Source organism: Peptoniphilus rhinitidis 1-13 (assembly GCF_000246925.1).
GTDB classification, from domain to species: Bacteria; Bacillota; Clostridia; order Tissierellales; family Peptoniphilaceae; genus Peptoniphilus_A; species Peptoniphilus_A lacydonensis.
Window position 1 is genome coordinate 1 of the sequence record NZ_BAEW01000017.1, and the last position, 24,147, is coordinate 24,147.

Annotated in this window: 31 protein-coding genes; all 31 read right to left on the reverse strand. The window is 32.8% G+C overall.

The window, feature by feature from the left end; all coding sequences use genetic code 11:
* Positions 1 to 2,154: BppU family phage baseplate upper protein (locus RH95_RS07920; protein WP_010247734.1), on the reverse strand; the 2,154-nt coding region annotated here is incomplete at its 3' end.
* Positions 2,155 to 2,165: 11 nt separating this feature from the next.
* Positions 2,166 to 2,438 carry a hypothetical protein gene (locus RH95_RS07925; protein ID WP_010247737.1) on the reverse strand — a complete coding sequence of 91 codons (273 nt, stop codon included), beginning with the start codon at positions 2,436 to 2,438 and terminating at the stop codon, positions 2,166 to 2,168.
* On the reverse strand, positions 2,438 to 4,813 hold the full coding sequence (locus tag RH95_RS07930) for a phage tail spike protein (RefSeq protein WP_010247741.1): 2,376 nt from the start codon (positions 4,811 to 4,813) through the stop codon (positions 2,438 to 2,440). The genes RH95_RS07925 and RH95_RS07930 overlap by 1 nt, the downstream gene beginning before the upstream one ends.
* Entirely contained in the window at positions 4,813 to 5,550 is a 738-nt protein-coding gene (locus RH95_RS07935) for a distal tail protein Dit (protein ID WP_010247743.1), read from the reverse strand. Before RH95_RS07935 ends, RH95_RS07930 begins: the two co-directional genes overlap by 1 nt.
* 11 nt (positions 5,551 to 5,561) lie before the next feature.
* A complete protein-coding gene (locus RH95_RS07940) occupies positions 5,562 to 7,718 on the reverse strand; it encodes a phage tail protein (protein ID WP_010247746.1) in 2,157 nt (718 codons plus the stop codon).
* Positions 7,718 to 8,077 carry a DUF5361 domain-containing protein gene (locus tag RH95_RS07945; RefSeq protein ID WP_010247749.1) on the reverse strand — a complete coding sequence of 120 codons (360 nt, stop codon included), beginning with the start codon at positions 8,075 to 8,077 and terminating at the stop codon, positions 7,718 to 7,720. The genes RH95_RS07940 and RH95_RS07945 overlap by 1 nt, the downstream gene beginning before the upstream one ends.
* Before the next feature lie 14 nt (positions 8,078 to 8,091).
* The gene (locus RH95_RS07950; RefSeq protein WP_010247754.1) at positions 8,092 to 8,352 is read right to left on the reverse strand and encodes a hypothetical protein; all 261 of its coding nucleotides are present in this window, start codon (positions 8,350 to 8,352) and stop codon (positions 8,092 to 8,094) included.
* Positions 8,352 to 8,906: a phage tail tube protein gene (locus RH95_RS07955; RefSeq protein WP_010247758.1), complete on the reverse strand. Its 555-nt coding sequence runs from the start codon at positions 8,904 to 8,906 to the stop codon at positions 8,352 to 8,354. Before RH95_RS07955 ends, RH95_RS07950 begins: the two co-directional genes overlap by 1 nt.
* Before the next feature lie 20 nt (positions 8,907 to 8,926).
* A complete protein-coding gene (locus tag RH95_RS07960) occupies positions 8,927 to 9,259 on the reverse strand; it encodes a hypothetical protein (RefSeq protein WP_010247761.1) in 333 nt (110 codons plus the stop codon).
* Positions 9,256 to 9,492 (reverse strand): hypothetical protein, encoded by a 237-nt coding sequence (locus RH95_RS07965; RefSeq protein ID WP_010247763.1) that lies wholly within the window; start codon positions 9,490 to 9,492, stop codon positions 9,256 to 9,258. Before RH95_RS07965 ends, RH95_RS07960 begins: the two co-directional genes overlap by 4 nt.
* Positions 9,485 to 9,823, reverse strand: a complete 339-nt coding sequence (locus RH95_RS07970) for a hypothetical protein (RefSeq protein ID WP_010247766.1) — start codon at positions 9,821 to 9,823, stop codon at positions 9,485 to 9,487. The genes RH95_RS07965 and RH95_RS07970 overlap by 8 nt, the downstream gene beginning before the upstream one ends.
* Entirely contained in the window at positions 9,783 to 10,199 is a 417-nt protein-coding gene (locus RH95_RS07975; protein ID WP_010247770.1) for a phage Gp19/Gp15/Gp42 family protein, read from the reverse strand. The genes RH95_RS07970 and RH95_RS07975 overlap by 41 nt, the downstream gene beginning before the upstream one ends.
* A gap of 1 nt (position 10,200) precedes the next feature.
* A complete protein-coding gene (locus tag RH95_RS07980; protein ID WP_010247772.1) occupies positions 10,201 to 10,458 on the reverse strand; it encodes a hypothetical protein in 258 nt (85 codons plus the stop codon).
* A 4-nt stretch (positions 10,459 to 10,462) separates the two neighbouring features.
* Complete coding sequence (locus RH95_RS07985; protein ID WP_010247775.1) at positions 10,463 to 11,344, reverse strand: phage major capsid family protein; 882 nt, start codon at positions 11,342 to 11,344, stop codon at positions 10,463 to 10,465.
* Positions 11,345 to 11,360: 16 nt separating this feature from the next.
* The gene (locus RH95_RS07990) at positions 11,361 to 11,822 is read right to left on the reverse strand and encodes a capsid assembly scaffolding protein Gp46 family protein (protein ID WP_010247777.1); all 462 of its coding nucleotides are present in this window, start codon (positions 11,820 to 11,822) and stop codon (positions 11,361 to 11,363) included.
* A gap of 67 nt (positions 11,823 to 11,889) precedes the next feature.
* Positions 11,890 to 13,290 (reverse strand): DEAD/DEAH box helicase family protein, encoded by a 1,401-nt coding sequence (locus RH95_RS07995; protein ID WP_010247780.1) that lies wholly within the window; start codon positions 13,288 to 13,290, stop codon positions 11,890 to 11,892.
* A 127-nt stretch (positions 13,291 to 13,417) separates the two neighbouring features.
* Positions 13,418 to 13,582, reverse strand: a complete 165-nt coding sequence (locus tag RH95_RS09585; RefSeq protein WP_155803731.1) for a hypothetical protein — start codon at positions 13,580 to 13,582, stop codon at positions 13,418 to 13,420.
* Entirely contained in the window at positions 13,566 to 14,657 is a 1,092-nt protein-coding gene (locus RH95_RS09520; protein ID WP_010247788.1) for a hypothetical protein, read from the reverse strand. The genes RH95_RS09585 and RH95_RS09520 overlap by 17 nt, the downstream gene beginning before the upstream one ends.
* Positions 14,650 to 15,858: a phage portal protein gene (locus RH95_RS08005; RefSeq protein ID WP_010247790.1), complete on the reverse strand. Its 1,209-nt coding sequence runs from the start codon at positions 15,856 to 15,858 to the stop codon at positions 14,650 to 14,652. The genes RH95_RS09520 and RH95_RS08005 overlap by 8 nt, the downstream gene beginning before the upstream one ends.
* Positions 15,859 to 15,967: 109 nt before the next feature.
* Positions 15,968 to 16,300 carry an HNH endonuclease gene (locus RH95_RS08010; RefSeq protein WP_010247793.1) on the reverse strand — a complete coding sequence of 111 codons (333 nt, stop codon included), beginning with the start codon at positions 16,298 to 16,300 and terminating at the stop codon, positions 15,968 to 15,970.
* Between the two features lie 285 nt (positions 16,301 to 16,585).
* Positions 16,586 to 17,239, reverse strand: coding sequence for a DUF559 domain-containing protein (locus RH95_RS09255; protein WP_010247795.1), 654 nt, complete (start codon positions 17,237 to 17,239; stop codon positions 16,586 to 16,588).
* Positions 17,236 to 17,649, reverse strand: a complete 414-nt coding sequence (locus RH95_RS08020; protein WP_026038619.1) for a hypothetical protein — start codon at positions 17,647 to 17,649, stop codon at positions 17,236 to 17,238. Before RH95_RS08020 ends, RH95_RS09255 begins: the two co-directional genes overlap by 4 nt.
* Before the next feature lie 370 nt (positions 17,650 to 18,019).
* Positions 18,020 to 19,828, reverse strand: coding sequence for a DNA primase family protein (locus RH95_RS08025; protein WP_010247801.1), 1,809 nt, complete (start codon positions 19,826 to 19,828; stop codon positions 18,020 to 18,022).
* Positions 19,829 to 19,879: 51 nt separating this feature from the next.
* A complete protein-coding gene (locus RH95_RS08030) occupies positions 19,880 to 20,083 on the reverse strand; it encodes a hypothetical protein (protein ID WP_010247804.1) in 204 nt (67 codons plus the stop codon).
* Positions 20,080 to 20,238 (reverse strand): hypothetical protein, encoded by a 159-nt coding sequence (locus RH95_RS09590; protein WP_158309970.1) that lies wholly within the window; start codon positions 20,236 to 20,238, stop codon positions 20,080 to 20,082. Before RH95_RS09590 ends, RH95_RS08030 begins: the two co-directional genes overlap by 4 nt.
* Positions 20,235 to 20,432, reverse strand: a complete 198-nt coding sequence (locus RH95_RS08035) for a hypothetical protein (protein WP_010247808.1) — start codon at positions 20,430 to 20,432, stop codon at positions 20,235 to 20,237. The genes RH95_RS09590 and RH95_RS08035 overlap by 4 nt, the downstream gene beginning before the upstream one ends.
* On the reverse strand, positions 20,429 to 20,593 hold the full coding sequence (locus RH95_RS09595; protein ID WP_158309971.1) for a hypothetical protein: 165 nt from the start codon (positions 20,591 to 20,593) through the stop codon (positions 20,429 to 20,431). Before RH95_RS09595 ends, RH95_RS08035 begins: the two co-directional genes overlap by 4 nt.
* Positions 20,590 to 20,940 (reverse strand): hypothetical protein, encoded by a 351-nt coding sequence (locus tag RH95_RS08040; RefSeq protein WP_010247811.1) that lies wholly within the window; start codon positions 20,938 to 20,940, stop codon positions 20,590 to 20,592. The genes RH95_RS09595 and RH95_RS08040 overlap by 4 nt, the downstream gene beginning before the upstream one ends.
* A 25-nt stretch (positions 20,941 to 20,965) precedes the next feature.
* Complete coding sequence (locus RH95_RS08045; RefSeq protein ID WP_010247814.1) at positions 20,966 to 22,747, reverse strand: phage DNA polymerase; 1,782 nt, start codon at positions 22,745 to 22,747, stop codon at positions 20,966 to 20,968.
* 9 nt (positions 22,748 to 22,756) lie between these two features.
* The gene (locus RH95_RS08050) at positions 22,757 to 23,374 is read right to left on the reverse strand and encodes a hypothetical protein (RefSeq protein ID WP_010247820.1); all 618 of its coding nucleotides are present in this window, start codon (positions 23,372 to 23,374) and stop codon (positions 22,757 to 22,759) included.
* A complete protein-coding gene (locus RH95_RS08055; RefSeq protein WP_010247822.1) occupies positions 23,374 to 24,141 on the reverse strand; it encodes a DUF1351 domain-containing protein in 768 nt (255 codons plus the stop codon). The genes RH95_RS08050 and RH95_RS08055 overlap by 1 nt, the downstream gene beginning before the upstream one ends.
* Between the last annotated feature and the right edge of the window lie 6 nt (positions 24,142 to 24,147).

Consider the following 24,147-nt stretch of genomic DNA (forward strand, 5'->3'; position numbering starts at 1 on the left):
ATCTGCTAATCTACAATTTGTAATTCCTTTTGAAATATTAACTATAGGTTGATTTCTCTCGCCTTTAGTTAATTTATCAATAATATTAGTTGAATTTCCATATCCTTCAATAATCACATTATTTTTAGTAAAACTAATAGCTAAGTTTTTCTTTATATTAAAATTACCTTCAGTTAATTGAATTTTTCCACCATATTCAGGAAGTTTTGCAATAAAATTATTAATTATTTCAGCAGCACAGTCATTTTCTTGAATTACATAATCAGCTCCAGCTTTTGAATTTTCAGATGAATCATAATTTGCTATTACAAAAGTTGCAGACCTTGAAGATGAAATTTCTTTAAATTCTGCCCCCTCGGCAGTTTTGGTTAATACTTGGTTTTCTTTTCCATCGGGCAACTCAAACTTTTTATTCCAACTTTGTTTTTCAGAATCAGACACAGTTCTATGGGTTGAATCTTCTTTCATTTCTGAAAGTTTAATTTTTATGTCAGTTGATTTCGCCCTAGATTCAATATTCTTCTTATTTTCTTCTGTTCTAAGTTCTAAGTCTCCAAGAATAATATCTAATTGATGATCGCTTGTACTTCTATCTGTAAAAACATTTGTGTTAGATTTATTAGTTCTTAATTTAGTACTACTAAGATTTACAGTTTTTAAATATTCACTTAAATCAACTTTAGTATCTCCAATAATTTCCCATTTTCCACTAATCCACATATATTCAGTGTAATAATTATTAGTATCAGCTTTATTTTTTAAAAGATAAATAACATCATCTTTTCCTGTAGATGGCAAAGACGTAACGACTTCTTTTTTTAATTTTACAGAATTATTTATCATAGCTTGGATTTCTGATTCAGTTTTATATGTTTTGTCATTAGTTAATTGTGATAATTTAGTTGGTATTTGTGTCTTTTTTGCATAGTCAACTAATTGACCAGTGACATCTATACTAGACAAATCTTCCTTAGTGGCATAAGACTCCAAGACTTCTTGTAATTTTGGATCCGTCACATACTTTGACAAATCTCCTGCAGCTATAATTTTACTAACTTCATCTTTTGTAAGATTTAACTGATTCATTAAATCTTTTATTAGCGCTTCAGTTTTTTTTGCTTTAGTGTCCGTTGCCTTTAAAGTAGTATTTGTGCTTGTTGCAGTTTCTACACTTGTATCTAAATTACTTTTAGCAGTAGCAGCATTGCTTATACTTGTATCAAGATTTGACTTCAGCTTATTGCCATCAGTAATTTTTGTCGTTAAATCTCCAGATAAAGTATCTCCTTGACTCTTTAAATTACTTAGATTTTCTTTGGTTGTATTTGCAGTAGTTGTTACATCTTCTAAAGACTTTTTTGTACTTAAAGCTGTTGTATTTGACTTGTCTAAATTAGTTTTATTAGCTTTAGCATCTTCTATACTTGTATTTAATTCGTTACTTGCAGTCTTACCTGTATCAATTTTATTTGTAAGATCTTTAATATTTTCTGTAGCTTTTTGATTTTCAGATGTTAAGTTACTCTTTAATGTTTCAGATTCTGTCTTTGTTGTCTTTAAATTTTCTAAAGTTTTATTAGCATCTGTTTTTGAATTATCAAGTTGTCCTTTAATTTCCAAGGCTTTTTTCTTACAGTCAGCTAAATTATTTCTTGCTTCGATTCCCTCGTTGATTCCAACTTTTAGAGATGCATCAACTTCTTTAGCTTCTTCAAGGGTTTTGTCGTAATCTTTTATTAATTCCAAAGCTTCATTTATTTTTTCAAAGTCTACATAAATATTTCTGCCCACTGTTGGACCTGCTTCAAGTCCTTCCTCTATCCATAAGTCAAATATTTTAGATCCTATCTTTTGTCCGTCTTTGTCTGTGATTATAAATTGTGCTTTTTGCTTACCAGGATATTTAAGTTGAGAATTATAAACTTGGACTTTAATTTTGCCCTCAGCAGCTTCAACAATTTCCCCTTCAGAATAAGAAACCTCTTTCGAATTGGCTACATACATTCTTAATTTCATTCCAGTAACATCTACTGGCTTACTAAAATCATCAAATACTTGTAAATTAAAAACTCTTCCTGTGTCGCCCTGTACTGCAAAGAGTCGACCGTTGAAAGAGTTGTCAAACTTTAATTTAATTATTTCATTGTTAATCATATTTGCTCCTTTTACAGATTTTCAAAAATATCATCTACAGTTCCTGGTGTTTCAGCTTTAGGTTCTAGCTTTGCAATAACATCTTTAAGTGCTTTTTGTTTTTCTTCATATCCTTTATACATTTTTCTCATTGCTATCATTTGGTCATATAGGCTTTTCTTCCTATATTCCAAATCTCTTACTTCGTTTTTTAATTGGTCGATATTTTTTTCATAAATCATTGTCTCTTCTATAACTGCACCATTTTCTTTTAATTCAGTAACTTTTATTTCTTGTTTTTCCATTAATAACCTCCATAATTAAGCAGCGCTTGGATAAATATAGTTGCATCTACACGGCATCTTCCATTAGATTTTATTTCTATTTCATTCCAACCATTTTTTAAATAAGCTGTTAAATTCATTTCGTCATTATTTCCATAGACATAACCACTTCCAGAAATAGCTGCGGTTCTGTCAGTTCCATTAATATATATTTCAGTTCTAACATTACTTGCATATTCTTGGTAAATGCCAAAAACAATGTCGTGACCATGTCCTGGTATATCTACACCATGAGTATGGCTTGGGATTCTTACGTCATGGGTGTGGCTTGGTATTCTTACATCATGCCTATGTTCGGGTATATCAACCTCATGTTCGTGATAAGTAACTTTATAGATTTCAACATATCCGCCATTAGCACTTCCCTGAACATTTACTCTTGCCATTGTATCTCTTACATGAGAAGCACCATGCGAAGTTTGAACTTTCCCACCACCATAATCAGTTGATGGATAATCTCCACCACCAGAATCTGTTGATGTATAATCTCCACCACCAGAATCTGTTGAAGTTGATTGGGTTCCCTTCCATTCGGTTGCTTTTGAGTAAGCACGAAAGCCCTCGGTGTAAATTCTTAATGCTGCCTTATAGATTCTTTGGGTCTCTTTTGGAATATAAATATGCAACTTTAAAGGGTTACTTGAGTCTACATTGTCACATCTTCCATCTTGCCATGACTGCAAAATTCCATTGTCATCAAGAATTGTTCGATTCCCACTTGCATCAGTAAGTTTTAATCCATACCTACCAGATGACCAATTACCAAGTTGGACTCGTTCTCGGTTTTGATTGTCAAGGACTTGCACTCCCTTTGTGCCTGTAATTTTTACATTGTTGTATAGTTGACCTTGTACTACAACTTTTTTACCAAGAGCAGTATCTGCAAATTCATCATTTACATTTATTTGATAAGCGTTGACCTTGGCAAATTCTCCAAGAGTACCGACAATTGACTCTGCGACAACTCCTTCTCCAGTTGCCATTGTTCCCCACTTCCAAGAGCCATCAGGATTCTTTTTATCTGCAACGAGCATCTTCCCAGCACCCATATAAATTACTTTAGTTGGGTCTTGGTCTATTGGTCTATCAAAAGAGTAATAACCTGCAGGTAAATTATATTTATTACCGATTTTTAGATCATAATTATAAGCTGCATCATTAAAATAACTTGAATTTATCTCGTCCCTTAATGAATCAATATAAGAATCAATTTCTTCTTCTCTTCTTCGCTTTTCGTAGAGTTCAGATTTTAATCTTTCTCCTGCGGATCTTATGATTTTATCTCCAAACTCAAAAGATACAACTTTGTCTTTTAAAAAATCTTTTTGAATTTTAAAAACCCTAACTTTGTATCTTATATTCATGTCAGGTCTTATTATTGCAACAGTTTCTCCAAGCTCAATGTTTTCTGTCTCAAGTGCATTGGCTCTTAATTGCAATTTCGGTCTAGTGTTTTTGAGTGCATATTCAAAAGTCGCATCTGCTAAAAGTTTTGGATCTTCGATATCGTCAAAGTCAACAACTCCAATTCGTGGAGTACCGTCAGGATATCCATAAAGTTTAGTTGCTTCTTTGATTTCTATAAAGTCACTTCCTTTAGGTTTATAAACCTTGACTCCGTCTTTTTCATTTCTATAAACAAGGTCATCAAACTTGATCTTACGACTAAAACCACCACTTAAATTTCCATTTTCATCTTCAATTGGGACTCCTTTTCCACGTCCAATAAAGGCTGTATAAAGTTCATCTGTAGAAGATTCTGCTACAACTTTAACTAGTTTGTCGCCATACTCATACCACTTGCCAAAGTCTTTGGAGATTTCATCATAAATACTTATATTCTTAGATATAATTTTTCCGTCTTTAAAAAGTATTTCCGGGACAAATTCAAAGTTCCAAGTCTTAACCGCATCATAGAAAGCAGGAAGAGCAGATTCATAATAGTAGTTTTTAGATGCAATTCTTTCTGTGATATTGGATTTTAATTCCCAACCAGTTCCAGAAATTATTTTTTCAACAACTAAATTACCAGATGTGTTTTGATTTCTAATGTCCCTTACTACTGCACCCTTTAACTCGTCAAAAAAAATGTGGATACCATCAATTGTGATGTATCCACTATCTTTTGTTTTCTTTCTTATTTTATAAAACCAGAAATTATTATCTTCTTTAACTCCAAAGTATTCAGCATCTTCGTCAAAGTCTTTATATGGGAAACTTGCACTCCCCGTTATTTGACCACCAAGTTCTAATACTTGAGTATTTTCTCTAAGAAGGTCAGTTGAAATTGATTTTATTAATTTTTGTTTGTTATCAAATAAGTAAATCCCCTTCATTATATTGACCTCTCTCTGTAAGATATTTCAAAGTTTGCACTTGGTGAAACCATGACTTCATCTTCACTGTAAAGTTCAAAGTTTTGGTAATCACCATTCACAAAGTCAAGCCAGTACATCCTATTTTGACCATTGACGGTGATTTTATCTTTAGTGATTACAACTTTATCTCTATCTTTAAAATTTCCATTTAAAATAATTTTTGTGCCTTTATCTTTATTTGTAACAACAATTTTATTTGTTGCTGGTGAAGTGATTTTAATTCCTTCAATTTTTACTGGATATTTTTTGAGCTTTAACTCGTCAATTTTAGCATTAGTTTTTCTTAAGTGACCATACATAAAAGGATCCGCACAATGAATGGTGAACTTACCAAAGCCTAAGTTAGAATCATAGGCAGGGTCACTAACATTTGATAGCCTTCCTATTCTATAACCATCTTCATCGTTAAAACGAAATTTTACTTCTTCATCTGTGTACAAAATCTCATTTAATCTTCTAATCTTTTGTAAAAAATAAGCGTTGCGATAATCTGAAATCATGAAGTGAACTGTGACCTCTCTCGGTGGATAAGTCCCCCCAATTATAATATCTCCATCTCTACCAGGGACATTTACAGTTTCAAGTTTGCGTGATAAAAGTTGACGACCTTCAACGTTCACTGTCATAAAGGATTCAATTTCTTCATCAAGTAGATGCCCGTCAAATGTCAATGCACAGTGACTTAGTTCTCTCATTTTATCACCCCTTAATATGCTAACTTAAGTTCAATGTCTTTATCTTGTTCAAGGCTTATTCTGTCAACAAATGCCTTAAAGTTTTGACCACCAATACTTAAGTTCAAATTTATACATTTATCTTTATTCATTTCTTCTTCGCTGGCTTTTAAACTGTCATAGTTTAAGAAAGAATTTGTTTTAATTTTGTAGTCTAACTCATCATTTAAATCGTTTTGTCCTAACTCGGTCATGTCGTTCATTGCATTTTTTACAACTTTCAAATTGCCTGAAATACCTTTTGCCATACCTTCTGGGATCCATTTACCAACTTCATTTGCAAAAACTTTTGATGGAGAGTTAATGCCAAGTCTACTCTTAGCTGCTGTTAGAGCTTTTCCTGCAGCTTCTTTTGCAGCTGAAGTTATTTTCCCTACTCCATTTCTTATTCCTTGGGCAACTCCTTCGATGATATGTGATCCAACCTCAACAAATTTACTTTTAAAACTTGCAATTGCTGTTCTCGCTGCTTCAATAATTTCCTTGCCTGCATTGACAACATCCGCTTTCTTTTGATTAAATCCATCTTTTAATTTTCCAATAAGTTCTTTACCTTTATTTAAGAATTCCCCTGCTTTTGATTGTAAAAATGTTATTACTGCTGTGATTATATTTGTTATTGCCTGTTTTACTGCTTCTTTTTTAGCATTAAAGCCTTCCTTAATTTTGTCAATTAATTCTTTACCTTTAGCTAAAAAATCACCAGCTTTACTTGCAAGAAATTCTATAATTGCAGTAATTATTGTAACTACTGCTTGTTTGATTGCTTCTCTTAAACTTTCTATACCTTCTTTCATTTTCTCCATTAATTCCTTACCCCTAGCAAGAAATTCTGGAGCTTTCTCAATTATAAGCTTTACGAGATTTACTAAAAACTCTCCCATCTTAGCCAATATTTCTGGCATTTTATTCCATAAGCCAACTGACAAGTTTGTGGCAAGTTCCATGCCCGCACTTGCAAGTTGAGGAGCAACTGTTATTATTGCCTCAACTAACTTTAGAATGATTTCTCCTGCTTTTTCTATTATAAGCGGTATATTGTCAATTAAGCCTTTCATCAAGTTCTTAATTAGCTCTACACCACTTTGAATAAGTTTAGGTGCGTTTTGTGTAAAGCCAGTAATTAAATTTGTAATAATTTCAGCTGCTTTAGTGATTAAAGTTGGCAGACCAGTTGTAATACCTTGTGCCAGATTTTGTATAAGTTTTGTTCCCTCTTGTATTAGCATTGGTCCCATTGTTGATGTAAATGCCATAAGGCCTTCTGGAATATTTCTAAAAATTTCCATAATCATGGGAATCAAATTATCAAATACAAAGGTTTTAATTGTCATAGCTAAGTTAGCAAAGGATTGTTGCACATTTTCTCCAATTGCAATACTTCCGAGTGCATCTTTAAAAGCAGATTTCATTTGGTTAGCAGATCCACTGACAGTTGTTGCTGCTTCAAGTGCTGTCGTGCCGGTTATTTGTAAATTGTCTTGTATTGCGTGAATAGCTTCGTAAACATCAGATAAATTATTTATATCGTATTTAACACCAGTTAGCTTTTGAGCATCTGCAAGTAGTCTTTGCATCTCTGACTTAGTTCCACCATAACCTAGTTTTAGGTTATCTAACATTGTGTAGTTTTGCTTAGCAAATCCTTGATAAGCATTTTGTATATCTTGCATATTTGTGCCCATTTTATTTGCGTTATCTGACATATCTCTATAAGCCATGTCAGATACTTCGGCGGCCTTTTTGGTGTTACCTGCTGTCGATTGTAAAAGAGATGCGGCAAAAGAAGTTACTCCTTCCATGTACTCGTTAGAAGAAACACCTGCGGTCTTATAAGCTTCTCTAGCATTTTTTACTACTAAATCTGCGTTTTCTTTAAATAGTGTTTCAACTCCACCCAGAGATTGTTCTAACTTTGCACCTTCAGAGACCGATGCAGCGATTGCTTTTCCAATTCCAGCTGCTGCTACTACTGCCTTTAATTTACTAACTAAGTTTGCACCTATAATTCCGCCTGAACTTGTTCCTGCAGATTGTGATTCACCTTTTAAAGCACTGGTTATTTTTCCACTAATTCCTTTAGCAGATGGAATAATTTGCACATAAGCTTTTCCCAATTCTGTTGCCATTAATTCGCACCCCCTTCAATAATTCTTTTTCTCATTTTTTCAAAGTCCTCACTAGACATAAAACCTTGTAAATCTTCTTTATTATCTACTTCATCAAGTAATAGTTTTGGATAGTTCCTTCCTTTTTCTGCATCCTTTGTTTTAGAGTATAAAATCAAAGTTAGCCTATCCAATATACCTGCAAGTAAAGATTCTTTTACATTAAACTTACTTTGTGACATTTTCATTCTGATTCTGGAGTTTTCTCGTAAACCTTTAGCAAGTATTGCAGTTTTACTTAAAGGTAGACTTTTAAAATCATAAATATGATAAGTTTCTGCTAGATCACAAAGCAGGGCATCTTTATCTAAGTTATACATTCCAGCAAGGACTACTAGTTTTTTATTTCTGCATTTCCAGTGATTATTTCCATAAGTTCATTAGAGACTTTATCCACCGGAACTGTCCCATCCTCTAATCTTACGTGATCATATAGTTTCTTTTTCATTTCTTCACCTAGTAGCATATTTAAAAGCTTAGGTAAAAGAAGTGGATTTTCATCCACCTCTGCAAATAGATCTAATAATTCAAAGTTGTTTAAAGCATTTTCATTTATCTTATAAACAAAACCTGTACTTGTCTTTTTAGTTTCCATTACTCACCCTTCTTAATGTATTCATAATGAGTGTTACCATCTTTATCAGGTAAAGCATCAACTGTTATTTCAAATCCGATTGCATCTTCGTCAGTGTACTCAATGTCCCCTATTTCAGAGATTTCTCCATTTGCAATTACAACTCTTTTTAAGATATTACCTTTTAAAATCATGTCAATTACATAAGAGCATGCGGGTAATTGTTTAGCATTTGCCTTAACTGTGATTCCAGTTTCAATGTCACCTGTTACATTGTCTTTTCCATAAACTGTTTTTAAAACATCAATATTTATTGATTCTATTAATTTAAATTCAAAAGTATCTGGTTTTTCAGTAGATACAACTAGAACTGTATCTCCGCCCCAAGCTTTTATTTTGTCAGAGTCAGGTGAATTTCCATTTGTAAGACCATCGTCTGAAACATAACCAAGTGATTTAAATGCTTTGTCTAATTCTGTTGTTGCATCTGTAGGTAATGTTGTTCCAACCTCTGCTACATATATTGCTCCACCAATCTTAGGTTTACCAAAACTTACATTTTTTGTTTCTGCCATATTTATCTTCCTTTCTAAATTCAATATGTGATATCAAATACTGCTTGATATCTGTACTTTTTACTTGTTGTATCCGTAAAATTGTAATCAGAGTTTAGTCTGACTCCTCCAACTTCTTCGCTCCACTGCAATTTAAAGACTGCTGCCTTTAATTCTTCATTTAACTTTGCCGCCTCGTACATCGATTTTGCATAAGACTGAAAAGCAAAGCTTGCAGAATTTATTTGATTCTTTTGTCCCCCTGAAGTCTTTTCAAAGATGACATAAGATTCTGGCATGTTATCTTCTTTTTCTAAATACACTGGAACTTTTAAAGTCTTTTCTAGGTGGTTTCTTATAACTATTTCAATCATTTTAAAGCCTTCAATAATATATTTCCGTGTAGATTTCTGTAATAAGCTTCTTTAGTTTCTGGATAGACCATAGCGTTTACTCTGGTTTTACCAACTCTTGAGTTCATAGAAAATCCAGCTCCAGCTCTACTTAATACACCGCTGGCTTTTTCTTCTACAACGCTCTGCATTTCTCCACTTTGAAGAAGTCCCCTTACTCCAGCACGATTCAGTTCAAACTTAAATTTACTCATAAACTTCCACCTGAACTTTCTTATTCCAGTCAAGAGGAATTAAGTCTTCGATTCCTTGTGTGACTTTACCAAAGGTTTTAAATCTTTGACCAAAGAATTTTACTTCTCTATTTTCCCAGTTGTGGTTATCTCCCTTTGGTATTCCAAGGATGTAAACAGCCTTTTTCCCCTCAAGCTCAAGAGAGTTTACAATGTCATCTGAACTTGCTGGAGCGACTAAAACATTGTTGACTTTGATTTCTTTTTCTTCATAGACTGGATGACCAAAAAGATCTCTTTCGATCTCCACCCTATCTATTAAAGTAATTGTTATTCCCTTGATTCTCGTCATAAAAATCAATCACTCCATATCTTTGATTTCTTAGTCCAAGTCTTGCAAGTTCAGACCTCTTTATAAAAAGACCACCACCTGGTACGAGAAAAGTTCCAGACCAAGAATAACCTAAAGCAGATTCTGAAGACTGTGTCATTGGCTCCTGGTTCGTAGATGTCATTAGAGTTCTTCCAACTACATCTACAACTACTGACTTAAAGACATTCTTGTAATTTTCATCTTTTAAAAGTTCTTCCAAGTTCTTACCAACATTATCTGCTTCAAGCCTTATAGATGATTCAATAACTGGAATAAGTTCAGCCGCTCTTTCAGATTCTTCATTCGTAAGATTTCTAAAAAGCTTATTTACATCATCAACTGTAGTGTAAGCCATGTTACTCACCCATCATTAATTTAATTAAGTCTTCTTTTTTTGCTTTCTTGTCATAGTCAATTCCAAGTGCTTCAAGTTCGTTTATGATTTCTTCTTTTGTCAACTCAGATGAATCTTTCTTCACTTCTTTTTTAACTTCTACTTTTTTATCAGAAACTTCTTGGGTTTCATCTTTTTTTTCATACTCAATCCATTGACCACCATAAATTTTTGAGGGACTATCTAGGATAGCCCCAGTCTTTTTATTAAAGTATCTCATTTAATCATGCTTCCTTAACTACTGCAAAGGATTCTGGTGCAAGAATTCCCCAACCAAGGTAAGCTTCACATCTGATGTAGATTTGGTTGTAGTTCTTAAGGTCTTTACCGCTTCCGTCTGGATCCCCATATTGAATAATTTCTAGTGGAATTTGTTTTGCATAACCCCATTTAAAAGCATTAGCAAAATCTCCAACAATTGCTCTATTTTTTCCACCATTGGCAATAGTAGAGTTAACATCTGCTCTTAGACCATTAACAAATTCTGGACTTGCACCCCAAGCAAGTTCTGGGAATTGTTTTACTCCATTTACTTTTAATTTAGCAAGAGCAGTTGCAAATGCTGGTGCCATTGCAAGACCATTTACTTCTCCATCTGCACCTTGAACCATACCTACTGCTGCTTCAACATTTGTGTCTGGATCTGCTTCAGTGTAAGTTACTGATTGAGTAACTTTCTTTTCAAAGCAGTTGTTTCCAATAATATCAGATGCAGCTTTTGAACGAGGATTGATTCCGTGGATAGCCATAAGGTCAAGACCTTTAGCAAGCTTTCTTGCGAATCCTTCGTTAAATGCTTTTAACATATCAATTTTCACTTCATCTGATGCATGCATAAATTCATCAGATACTCTTGCACCATATTCAACTTTTAAAGGTACGATTGTTACAGGGTCAATGGTAATTCCACCATGAGATTTCTTTCCATTTTCAGCAACAATATCAATTTCAGAATCCATTGAAAATACAAATTGTTCAGTACCATTAAATGGAATTGCTTCTTGTCCTGATAAGGCTGCTAAAGATGATTTACCTTTAACCTTGTTGATAAGGTCATTAATTAGTTGTTCGTTAAATAAATTTGCTTTTGATAAAACTTCTGCCATATTTTTCTATCTCCTTTTAATTATTTTCAAGGTTTAAACCTTGAAGTAGTTCTTTATATGCTCCACTTTGTCCCTTATTTATTTCAGGATTTTTTAATGGTGGCACAACTTCTTTCTTCTCAAAATACTTTGAAAGACTCTTTGCATCTTCAAGCATTTCTTCTTCAGTTTCTCCTTGAATTCTGCCAGCTAGGTTATAAGGAATTTTATTTTCTAGTGCAATTTTTCTTTGCAGTTCAGATTTTTCATATCCTTTAATTCTTCCTTGTAACTTTTCAATCTCTGAATCTTTTTCAGATGCTTTTTCAAGGTTTGCCTTTGCTTCAGCATTTTCAGATTTAAGTTCTTGAATTTGAGTTTCATAAGTATTTATTTTTTCTTTGTACTCATCTTCAACCTTAGATCTTTCTCTCTTAAGTCTTTCTGCAATTATTTTGTCTAACTGTTCTTGTGTTTCTATTACTTTAAATTCTGTCATTATATCCTCCCATTTTCCCATGTCTGGTAATTTTTATATTAAAAAAGCAACTCTATTGAGTTGCTAATTAATAACTTATTTTTTGTTTTATTTGTGTTTTGCCTTCTTTGCAAATCCAGTGTGCCAACAAAGCACTATCCATAAGGACTATGTCCATGTCTTCAAACTGACTTTTATACCCAAAGCCACCACTTGTTCCTATTGGTCTTTTGTCGCAATTGGTAACTACTTGAGTAAGTGATGGTTGGTCCATGTGGCACAAAGTTTTGGAATAAATCGCTTCTTCCCACATCGAATTTGCAATTATTATTTCTTTTACAGTCGGTAAGATTACATTTCCAAGTCCTTCTTCTTTTAATTCTTTTGATAAGATCTCTTGTCTTGAAGCACCATCAATAACAATTCTTTCTACATCAATATTCTTTAAAAAGTCTATAACCCAATAGTCGCCATTTCTGATGTTTTGACAGTCTATTGATTCAACAAAAATTCTATTTGAAAGTGTCTTTACTGCAATTGATAAAGCCACGTTAGTTCCATCTTTGCCAAATTTTATTCCTGCATAAAGTTTTCCTTTAAGAGTAGGTAACTTCTTAACTTTTAAAGCTTCCCACTCATATTCAGAGATTGCAGATTTCTGATTGTATCTTAACCATAAACCAAGCCTCTGGATGTTAAAATCCGTTTCATCTGGACCTATTTCTTCTTCAATTGCTCTTTCTGTAAGTTTGTATCCTAATGATGGATTTGTGAGATACCAAAGATCTTTATCATGGATATCACTCATGTCTTCTACAGACCATTCAGCCCAACCATTGTGTTTTCTTCCACCAGATAGGATGGACTCACGGTATTTTGTAAATACTGTTCCACCAGAAACCATTGTTGGTGGAGTTCCACACATTATGGTCATTGGATTGTCAGAGTCTGTTACTGTATATTTAAGTGCCGACTCTTGATCGTCTGTGTACTCTTGAGCCTCGTCTATGACTAACATATCAAATCCTTCCCCAAGACCACCAGTAGATGTCCTTGTTCTGAATTGTATAACTCCACCGTATTCAGTGAGTTCAATTCTCTCTTGACCTTTAGCCTTGATTGACGAGAAGTTTTCTTTATCTACAAGTCCCATGTCTTCAAGGTATTTTTTCATCTTCTCAAAAGATGAGTGTGAAGTTGAAATCCTGTGGGCTGTGTGTAAAATATTTAGTCCATGAAATAGTCCCCAAAGTTCAGCCATGTAGACCACTTCAGTTTTACCATTTCTTCTTGGTACTGCGTAACCAAATTTTGAGTGAGTCCAAAGGTCCTCATTATTCATGGCAAATAAATCATTTACCATTTTTTCTTGCCAAGGAAAGGGACTTCGACCAGTTTTTTTATAAAGCTCTACTGCCTCATTCCCTAGCGATTTCTTATAATCTAAAATTACCGACTTAGTGGGAGTTTGACTTCCATATTTTTTCAATGTTCCAAACTCCTTTTATAAAATTAATCGTGTGAATTTGCGTGTGATTTTTACACGATTAACTCACGATTATTTACGATTATTTCCACTAAAAAAGCACATCCAACATTTTGTTGTCAGTGTGCTGTTAATCTTCTATTATTTCAAATTTTTCTGGATCATATAAATAATCTTCACCCGTGTCATCGATTATCCTTATAAATCCTTTTTCAAACCCTAAAGATTCATAAATTTTATTTTTTGTAAGTGAGATTCCCTCACTCTTCCCTAAATATTTAACTTTCATCTTCAAAAATCCTCTTTAATTTAATTTCTTCTCTCTGGCCATTTGCCTCATACCAATGTATTTCTGCTTTTAATGTTTTTCCTTTAAATTTTATTTTTGTAGTACCACTAATTTTTTGCCATTTATTTTTGGGATGCCTATAAAAACTTTCTAATCTTGGAGCATCTCTTATTGGAGTTTTTACCCCTTGTCCAGCTATAACAATAACATTTTCAACTTTCTGACTATCAAATTTAACATGGTCTGAACCAATAAATTTTATAGGATAATTTTTCCCCGAACCTTTTTTAAAGTCATCTGTAAACAAGTTGTCTTTAGTCAAAGTTTTGGGCTTTTCAGAAAATTCTTTTCTTGCTTTTATTTTATCATCTTTATTTATATTGGTCCATTTTTTAGACCATACATCTTGCTTCTTACCGTTTCCAGGTAAATAATCAACTGTGCAGTTGCAGAATCTGTGTCTTCTATAAACATCCTTTGGAACATCAGGATATTCATAAACTCCTACAACTTCTTTACACCAGTCACAACAACTGCCGACTTCTTTTCTCACTATCTTAGGAGTTAAACCTGATTTATATTGAAAATCAGCGTTTGTTTTAATTGTGTCATCAACTATACTTTGTGTAAAGTTTTTTATTGGTTCTTCTAGTAACCATTTACCCTCTTTGAAGTCATCATATTCACACATTTTGTTGACTATCCCATCTATTCTGTCTTGATTTAATTCGGGTTTAATAGCTTTTAATGAAATATTAGATTTTTTATTTAAAACCTCTTGGACATTTCTTGAATAATCGCTTACTATATCATAATTACTTTTCATATTGGGTTCAATAAGTCTTTTAGCAATGTTGTAATACATTTTATTATCAGGAAGTACATCCTCTGTGATTTCATTTTTAAAAACATCAGCTAATATATTCCCAACTTCAATTGCAAACTCGTTAGAATCAAGGTGTGTGGCTTTACCAGCTTTAAGAGCAAGTATTTTCTTTTTCAAAACTTTACTTTTTTCAGTTTTATTTTTAAATTCATTTTGAATCTTTTCTAAAAGTTCAGGAACTATATCTTTATTCATGATTTATTCCCGTTAATTCAGAAAGGCTATCTTTATCAAAGTATCCTGGAATTGCTTGATTAATTTTTATTGCTGCATCTCCAATTCCTGATAGGGTTGCAACATCTGGTTCAAATACTGGATACCACTTTGGTTTTGTTAGATAAAATTGATTTCTCAAGTATGGGAAATCATCTTCTATACACCTTGCAACATAGCCGACATTTAAGAATCCGCTTCCAAAACACCTTTGGGCTTTTCTTGCGGCAATTCTTAAGGTTTCATGACTTGCTTTTATTGCTTCAGCACTAGATGGATTGTCTGTAACAAAACCTAGGTCATCAAGTGTAAGCCCTGTTTCTCCAGCAAAGCCAGATGCAAGAGTTCTTAGTTGTTCAGTAAAAGGACTCATTGAAGGCTGTGTAAATTGCCCCAACTTTGGACTATCTCCATCAGCATCTTTTGTAAATTGCAAGAAACTTGATATTGTTGCCTTCCATTTCTCCATTGGCTCAGCATCTTGAGATAAACCCACAATGTACTTTTGCGGGAATGAGTAAAACTCTGCTGTGATATCTGCCCTTTCTAAAGTTCTCTTTGCGTGTTGTTGAAAATAAATTGCAGGTCTTGTTATTCTACTTCTACCAAAAGGTCTTACTGCATCTGGTCTATGAATAATTGGTACAAGCGCAGGAACATTTGTAGGGTTTTCAATTACATTTACTACTTTGTCATCTGCATAGATTATTGTTCTATCTGGCAAGAAGTAAGCTTCTAAAATCGCCTTACCGTTTTTATCTCTGTCTAAAACTGCGTAACCCTCTTTAAGTAGTCCGGTTATTGGATCTATTTCTCCAGTTGCGTTGGATCCTTCGATTATTTGTAATCTTGCTTTTCCATTTTCTTTGGAAATGTAGACAAAACAGCATGAACCTATAAGTGCAGATAATATTGCAGAATCGAAGAATACGTCTGGATTGTTAAGATTAAAGATCTCATTTAAATTAAAGTTGTCATTTTGAAATTCTTTAAAAACAAGTCTATCAGCCAGTGAATCTACTGCCTTTGAGCACCAACCTAAGACTGCTCTATACTTTTGTCTTATACTTGGTGGAATTGTTATTCCAATATCCTGGTCTTGATACTTTGAATCATAAAGTTTGTATTTTATATCTACTCTTTGTTTGTGATTTTCAAGTTTCTTTCTCATATCTTCAATCATTTCACCAACTCCTTTCTTATTTTTTTGTTTTTATGGTTATATTGTCAACCTTTCGCGAGAAAAAATGTACAGTGACGGCCGAACTCCCGGCGAGCTAAGGGAGAGGGAGTTATGCCCCCTTATATTGTGTCCAGTCTGTGGACAAAGGTAAGTTTCTGTTTGAAATAACATCACTTTTAAATGTGTCTCTTTCTTTCAGTAGCTTGTCTGACTTTTGCCTGTTACAAGTCCAATGTGCCAACTGCAAGTTGTCTATATCACTTGGATGTCCACCTTTAGATACTGGAATGATGTGGTCTATGCATGGGCTCATTGGATGTGGAGCCTTAAGACTCATATCAATAGGCTTACCACAAATGCCACAGACGTTCTCTGACTTAAGTAATCTTTTCTTATTCCTTTCAAAGGCTGCACGATGTGGCCCTTGTCTATCAGTTCTCATTTTATCAATCCTTATAAAGTAAAAGACACCTAGCTTAACTAAGTGCCCTTCATTTGAAATATCAAGTTTAATATTGTTTTACATACCAGCTTCCCACCCCTAGCCTAATCAATGTATGTACTTCCCAACGCGTGCCCTCCATAAGGTTACACACGCTAACCTACAGATAGACAAGATAAGTAAAAGAAAATTAAATGGTCATCACTTTTGGCAAATTTGAAAGGAGGTAAACATGTCCTATCTCTCTATCTCTAAACTCTTCCTAGCTTATATTAAAACATAAAATTATTTCCCCGGTGTTGCAACATTACCAAATTTTGATATTATCTCTTCTAACTTTTGAATATCTTTTGAAATAAAAGAAGCTGGTATATGAACTATTTTCCAATCAAAACCTAAGCAAAGTTGTATTGTTGCTTCCCTGTCATCCTTGTAAATATTCTTATGATATAATTCTCCATCAATTTCTATAACGGTCTTGATATCTTTTAAAGCAAAGTCTACTTTATATCTACCAATCTTTTGTTGAGGTATGACCAAATGGCCTAATCTAACAAGTTCTATAGCAACCATTGCTTCTGGAATACTATCATAATCATTTAACCTGGTCCTTGCTAATCTTATTGCTTCTTCATAATCATCAAAGTTTTTCACTTGCTTACTAATTTTTTCTACGGCTGAATTAAATCTTTTCTCCCACTTAGTTTCAACATCTATATATTTGTCTTCATAAGCTTTCTTTTTCCTGGCTTCGTTACGTTTACATATAGGACAAAGATAAACTTTATCGCCATTATAAATTTGCCTTTTTATTATTGCTCCACACTCACTACAAGGTATTAAATAAATAATCGCTCCATCTTTTCTGCCTCTTCCGGGACCTCTTTCTGATTTTATTCCATCTCTTCTAGCATAGTATTCACTTAAACTTTCTGTCATATTAAATCAAACCTTTCTGCAACCTCATGGATAAATTTACTTTTGTAACGACCGTAAGTAGATCTATCTGCATCTAGAGGGTAAGCTTTATATTTTGTTATATTATCCCAAACTCCTTTTTGATATTCAGTTGGAATAATATCCAAAGACTTCTCTATAATTGTAACATAATTAATGTATCTATCTCTTTTTATAACTTTATTTAATACAGGGTCCCCCACATAATTAGTTTTTATAAAGAAGTTAATATCACTACCAGAATTAGAACAAGTTAAAGAGTTTTCCAGTTCTCTTTTTATTCGTTCATAATCTCTAATTATCCAAAGAGTTTGATGATAGATAGCTTTTGGAAGTTTATATCTGTTATTAATTTTTCTTTGATAATCTCTGCTCAAATCATCATCTCTCACTTTCTTTCAGTTCTTTTTTTTTTTGTCATTCGCATCTCCTGTAATCAAATGTTACAAAATTACATTTTTTATTTGTAACACTCAAGTTTGTTGATATTACAACTTTCTAATCCAAAATCTAGTGTGTTACAAAATGATCACTAAAAGTTTTTTATATTATATTACTCGTTCGTGTGAGTGAGTAATTTACAAAAAAGTTTTAATAAAATTTCTTTAAATTTTGTAACAAAAATAAAGAATATAGTAATTGCAATACTTTGAAAGGTATAAAATGTTACAAAATGTTACAAAGTGTTACAAATTAATTTAAAAAATCCATTCAAACGTTGGAATTATCTTATTCTTGTTTTGTAACACTTGACAACAATAATTATTCAGTGAGGGTAAAGCATCTCGCAGTCTTACCATTAATACGTTTGACTCTTTTTACCAAACCAAACATATCCTGCAAAGTATCCCCAATCATATTCCTATTAAAATTGACCGCATTGTCCTCGCACCATTGCTCATAGTCATCATAAACATCCTTAATAGGTTTACCTTCGAAGTCCTCTTTTGTCATACCGTCAATATAATCAAGTGCAGGATTATTCTCTCTGTGATATTTTTCATTAAAGTCGTTCACTTTTTCAGATTCAGTAAACTTTCCTTGAGAATATAAGCGTTTATATCCTTCGACCATCAGCCTAACCCAATATCTCAAAGCCTTTTCATTAGTAAGCTTAGTAATAAACTTTGGATCCTTTTTCTTAACCTTAGTATACATAGGTAACCATAAAACTCTTCTCTTATAAGACTCCCCTTTTTCCCATGACTTCAAAATATGATTAGAAGTAAATATCAAAGATCCCGTAAAAAACATATCTTCAGCGTTCTTATATAACTCCCTTGTAGAAATAAAATCACAAGTTGATAAATTCTTTAAAGCTTTCATGTCCTTGTCATTAATAGCCTGGTCTTGAATATCATCACCAAGATTCGCAAGCTTACCCTTGAAGTTGGGTAAATACCTTTCATCAGTAAGTTCAGTGATAGACATTCCACTGACATTCTTTGGATTTAAAATAGTCTTGATAATCTGTAACAAAGTTCCCTTACCATTACCACCATCACCAACAAAGATAAAAAACTTGGCAAGCAGTCTTTTAAACTCTGGATCTACAATAAGCGTATGTCCTAGTATCTCAAATAACAACTTCCTATATTCCTCATCTCCACCAGTAAGATGACAAATATATTTATCAACATCTTCAACTACTTCAGCGTTTTCGTCATAATCAATGTCAATCTGATAAGGTGTGAACTCATCAAGAATTAATTCTCTGAATTTACCATCTCTTAGAAAGCCATTCCTAAACCTAATGTCAAATATTTCCCCTTGGTCTATCTTCTTACACCTATACTTCATCTGTTTTATAACTTCATCCACATATCTTGTTTTTTGTCGTCCAACTCTTTCAAATACTTTCTTTTGCAGCAAGGACTCTTCAAAAGCATAATCATCAGCATATTTAAAATAATACCTCTGCCCATACTGAATAAAATTCAAATCATTGAGTAACCATGTAGCAATCTCATACTCATTATCCTTTTCAGCAGTAACCACCATTTCCCTTGTTATAGTCTCAAGTTCATCTGGCGATAAAGGCTCTGCAAAGATATTCTCATTAACAAAAGTTATAATCTTTCTCCAGTCCTTAGTGTCTGCTATCTGATTTCTCAACTTGAAGAGACTATTATTTCTACCTTCACCTTCAGACATACCATATAAGACATCATACTTTTTATTACTATTAAAAATAAACGGCGCATCTTCCCTTATACCTTCGTTGTCAATCTCTCTTAATTTCCCATTTCTTTTTATAGTAACTGCCTTAGTGTTCCCACTATGTTTTATCTCATACTCAAAACCTAAGGGACTAACTCTATTAGCCCCTCTTTTAAAATTACTAGGTTTCTTAAAATAAAAGTGTACTCCTCTATCAGTCCAAACTGTTTGAGTCTTTATATCAAAAGTAACAATTAATTTTTTAATAATATCCTTCGGAAGATGGTCCACATCAATAACATAGTCACTATCTTCTAGGACCCAACCCGCATCATCAAATTTATCATGAAAGTCGGACACATCGGCCAATTCGTTAGAATACTTTTTTCCTTTTTCAAATTCTACATACAAACTCTCACCCCCTTTTCATTGTTTCAAGGTGGATTTATAAGTCCTTCTCATTCACTTTATAATGCTCATATCTGCTTTAATTAAATTATCTTTAAAATCTGTAACCCCTTTTAAATATCCGTCCAGATAATCTTTTGATATTTTTCCAAGTTCATACTCTTTTTTTAAGTATTTAATTTCAAAGTCCATACCGTGGTAATTCAGTATAATAAAGCCTTTAACCTTATCTTTAAGAGTTAGTTCCTTAGTTTTCATTCTTCCACCTCTATTTCTACTACACTTAAATCACTAGCACTAAACCCCTCTGAGTCATAAACAGGGTTTAAAACTACTTCAATCATGTCTTTGACATCTCCATTGACCCAAGTATCATCTGTTTTCAAATTAAAAGTTATCTTAAACTGCTTCATACTTCTCTCCTCATAGACTTAATGTGACTACTTCTAAACCAGTGATTGTCACGCCCATTTTGTTCTTGCTTACAGTGGTAATATCCCCCTTCATAACAAGTTCCTTTTTCTAATATCCCTATATACTCATCATTGTCATAACATTTAACCTTTACTTTTTCCCCTAAAAAACTCTCAACTGCTGATTTTTTCATAATTCCACCTCAACAATTCCTCTGTATTCGTATGTTATTAAATATCTCATATTAGTTATTCTTTTTTTCTCAAGGAATTTTTCTGCTTCTTCTTTGCTGTCAAAATAGAATTTATTTTCAGGGTATGTGTCAAAATACTCTATAACTAAATATTTTTTCATAATTCCACCTCATATGTGTCTAATACGTTTAACAATCCCTCTTTTACTCTTTCTGAAATAAAATCTACTGTTTCATCTCTATCCACTATATCGGTCATATCCTTTTTAGCGTCAACTATCATTGTTTCTAATACAAATCCAATACATTCAAAAACAGCGGTTTCCCAATTATCGACAATCCAATCTCTAAAATCTTCTTGTGGTGTGTTTATATCTACTGTTGGTGTCAAGCTTTTATCATCTATCACTCGCAAGCAAAAATCTCTATATTTTTTCGGCATAGTAGATTCGCCAAGTTCAAATCTTATTCTTTTACGACTTATTAAATCGTTTAAATCAATTGTCACTCTTCCACCTCGTCTAATATTTCTTTTATTCCCATCTCTTTAAATTTTTTTGTATCAAATTGTAGTACCACTGTAGATCTACAACATCTTTAAACTCGTCAAAGTCTTTTAAGTCATCATTATACAAGTACATACTCTTTGGAGTGTCGGCAAACTTCACTAGACCGTCATCTTGACGTTTTTTTAAGATTTCTATGCCTTTACCCTTACAAGCAAAAACACGATTGATTTTAGTTGATAATAACCTATCGGGCTCATCTGCTCTCACTACTCCTTTGTAAGTTCCACCTGCTTGCAAGATATATTGAAATAAAAGTGGATTATTAATATTCTCTGTCAAAGTTTCATCAATTCTTTTACCATAAACAAGAAAATCAACAAGAGCAATGTGAGTTATCCTAATATCATTATTGGCAAAGAACCTGTTATCATGATATTTATTAACATCTCCGCCTTTAACCTTAACCTGGTCCTTATCTGTAACTGCAATATAATTATTTACATCCTTTTGAATCCAGTGTTTAAAATAATCTACCCCAAGAGTCAAATTAAATTCCTTTTCCCATTCTTCTTTGACTCTCATGTCAGCATTACCAATTAAGCTATATGCCACACCATCAGTATTGATATTAATAACCTGTGCACCAACATTCGCAAGTCGTCTTGCAAGTTCATATACAGCAATCTGACCATTCACGCAGATACTGTATGCCAAATGAGGATTATTAAGTTGGGAATACTTATTGTTTAAAAGTCCATAAGTTGAATTTAAAATCAACTTATAAGGTGCTTGTTCTTTCTTTTTTCCTGCATGTTTAAGTTCAAGCCTATACTTTAAAATCCTTTGATATTCTAAGGTCTTATCCCTTAAACCATTGAGATTTATCAAAATATTAGGATACATGGAGTTAACATCCATCAACCTTACATTATCAGCCTTAATAAATCCCTTGGGCGCACCGTGAAGTCCACCCCAACCAAACTCAATAACATTGTCAAATTCTTCAATAACGACTTTTCTTTTTTTAAACTTAAAATCAATTGAATGAGATAACTCACTCCACATGTTTTTGACTTCCTCGTCGACATAGTCCATAAACTCATCTTTAACATGTAAACCCTGTCTCAATTTATCCTTAGATCTTAAGAGTTGACCAACAATTGATGTAGTATTCCACTTATAAGCTTTTTCTTGTAAGTTCTTATCCCCAATCATGTTAACCAGTGCATCTTTACTGGAAAAATATTCATGTCTCATTTTAAAAACTTCAATCGTCGCTTTAACATCATATTCACAGTACTTTACAGTCTCAAGATTTTCCCCTGGAGTAAGCGGTCTATCAATATTAAAATCAACATCGGATTCAACAATACTCATTCCCATATTGCCTTCAATTTTTTTAAGTCCAGGTCTTGATACGTCAATTTGTTGCATACAGTCAATAGTCTTACAACATGATACTTTTTTCATGTTTATTGTGGATTTTTTGTTGATGATACTGTCATTCCATGACTTGATGACTCTCTGCCTTTCTTCTAAGGTCTTATTATCTAATGCAGAGTCAATCATTGCTTGAATAATGTAATCATCATAATGATAATTATTGTAACCAATTAAGGTTTTATCTCTTATAAAATCCTCTAGTCCATTGAAGCCTACAGAATTAATCAAACCTTTATCAATATACTCTCCTAGTCCGTCAAGACTAGAAGAGTATATCTTAATAGTTTCACCATCTATATTTTTAAAAACTACTAGAGAATTGTACTTAAAGACTTCCACGTCATAAAAATACAAGTCTTTCATAGTAACACCTTAAGCCCACTCTGGAGTTTTTATATCACCATAAGCATATTTTTTAAATGCTACTTTAATTTCTACCATAATCTTTTTTCCAACAATTTCTTCAGCTTTTTCTAGTGGTATACCGAACTTTTCTTCAAACTTTTTATATTGCTTTCTTTGTTTTTGTGGATTTACGAACCATTTTTTAATGCTTTCTACATAATCACTGTACTGCATCTTTGTTTCATGCAATTTATCTTTATACTTGTACTTAATAGAAATCTTTTGTCCATCATCAGTAACAGATTCAATTGTGGTTTCAAAAATTTTACCTTGGTCTTCTTTGTCAAATTTTTCTATTACTTCAGCTTCCCACATTGAATTAAACTTTTCATAAGTCCAAACATCAAACTTGTCACCAACTCTACTGGAAAGATTATCATAATCTGTATCAAAGTATTCCTTACACCATTCATCAACTTTGGTAGCTTTCTCTTCACTGTCGACAAAGTTTCCATCTTTATAATCTTGACGATTGAAATTAACTTCTAAAATCTCTCCAGCTTCCATATCTAAAAATCTTAAAACTGCTTTTTTCTTTTCATTTTCATAAACAACTTCAACTAATTCTAATTTTTCTCTTAACATTACATTTCCTCCATATCAAATTCAATATTATTTTCTTTTAACAACATTTCAGCTAACTTTGCATCTTTTTCATCTTTAATCTTAAATATAAAGATCTTCTTAACTTTTAAATCTTCATTTTTTAATATTTCTTCTTGTCGTTTAACTGCTTCTTTATCAATTGCTACATGATTCATAGCTTCGGTAACGTCTTGTGAAAAAGTATAAGCACGAATAAGTTCTTTAGCATCTTCCATACCTGATAACAGTTTCAAGTCTTTCTCCCACTTTTCAAGAGTTTCAACCATTTCTTCTTCTACTTTTTTCAAAGTAGTAGTTTTGTTAAGATGCTTACTTTCCAGGAAGTCAACAAAAGTCATTACTTTTGCATACTCATAAGCACCGATTCTCTTATCCCAAATTTCTTGGATCTGCGCTTTCTTTTCTTCTCTTTCTTTTTCTTCAAGATACCTTACTTGACTTCTTACAAGTTCATCAGCTTCTTTTACAATTTTTTCTATATTTTTAACTTTTTTAGCAAACTCATCATATGGCTCTAAAATTGCCATCTTGATTTTGATTCTTCTATCATTTAATTCCTTGATTGCTTTATTTGCTTTAGCTAGTATCTTTTTATTTTCCTTGATATTATTCTCATTAACTTCTAAAGTTTTTAAATATTCTGCAACTTCGGTAGCTTGTGCCAATAAGTTGTCATACTCTGGAAAATCAATAGATCCAACTTGTAATTCAATTTTTAAATTATCTAACTCTTTTAATTCATTCATAATTTT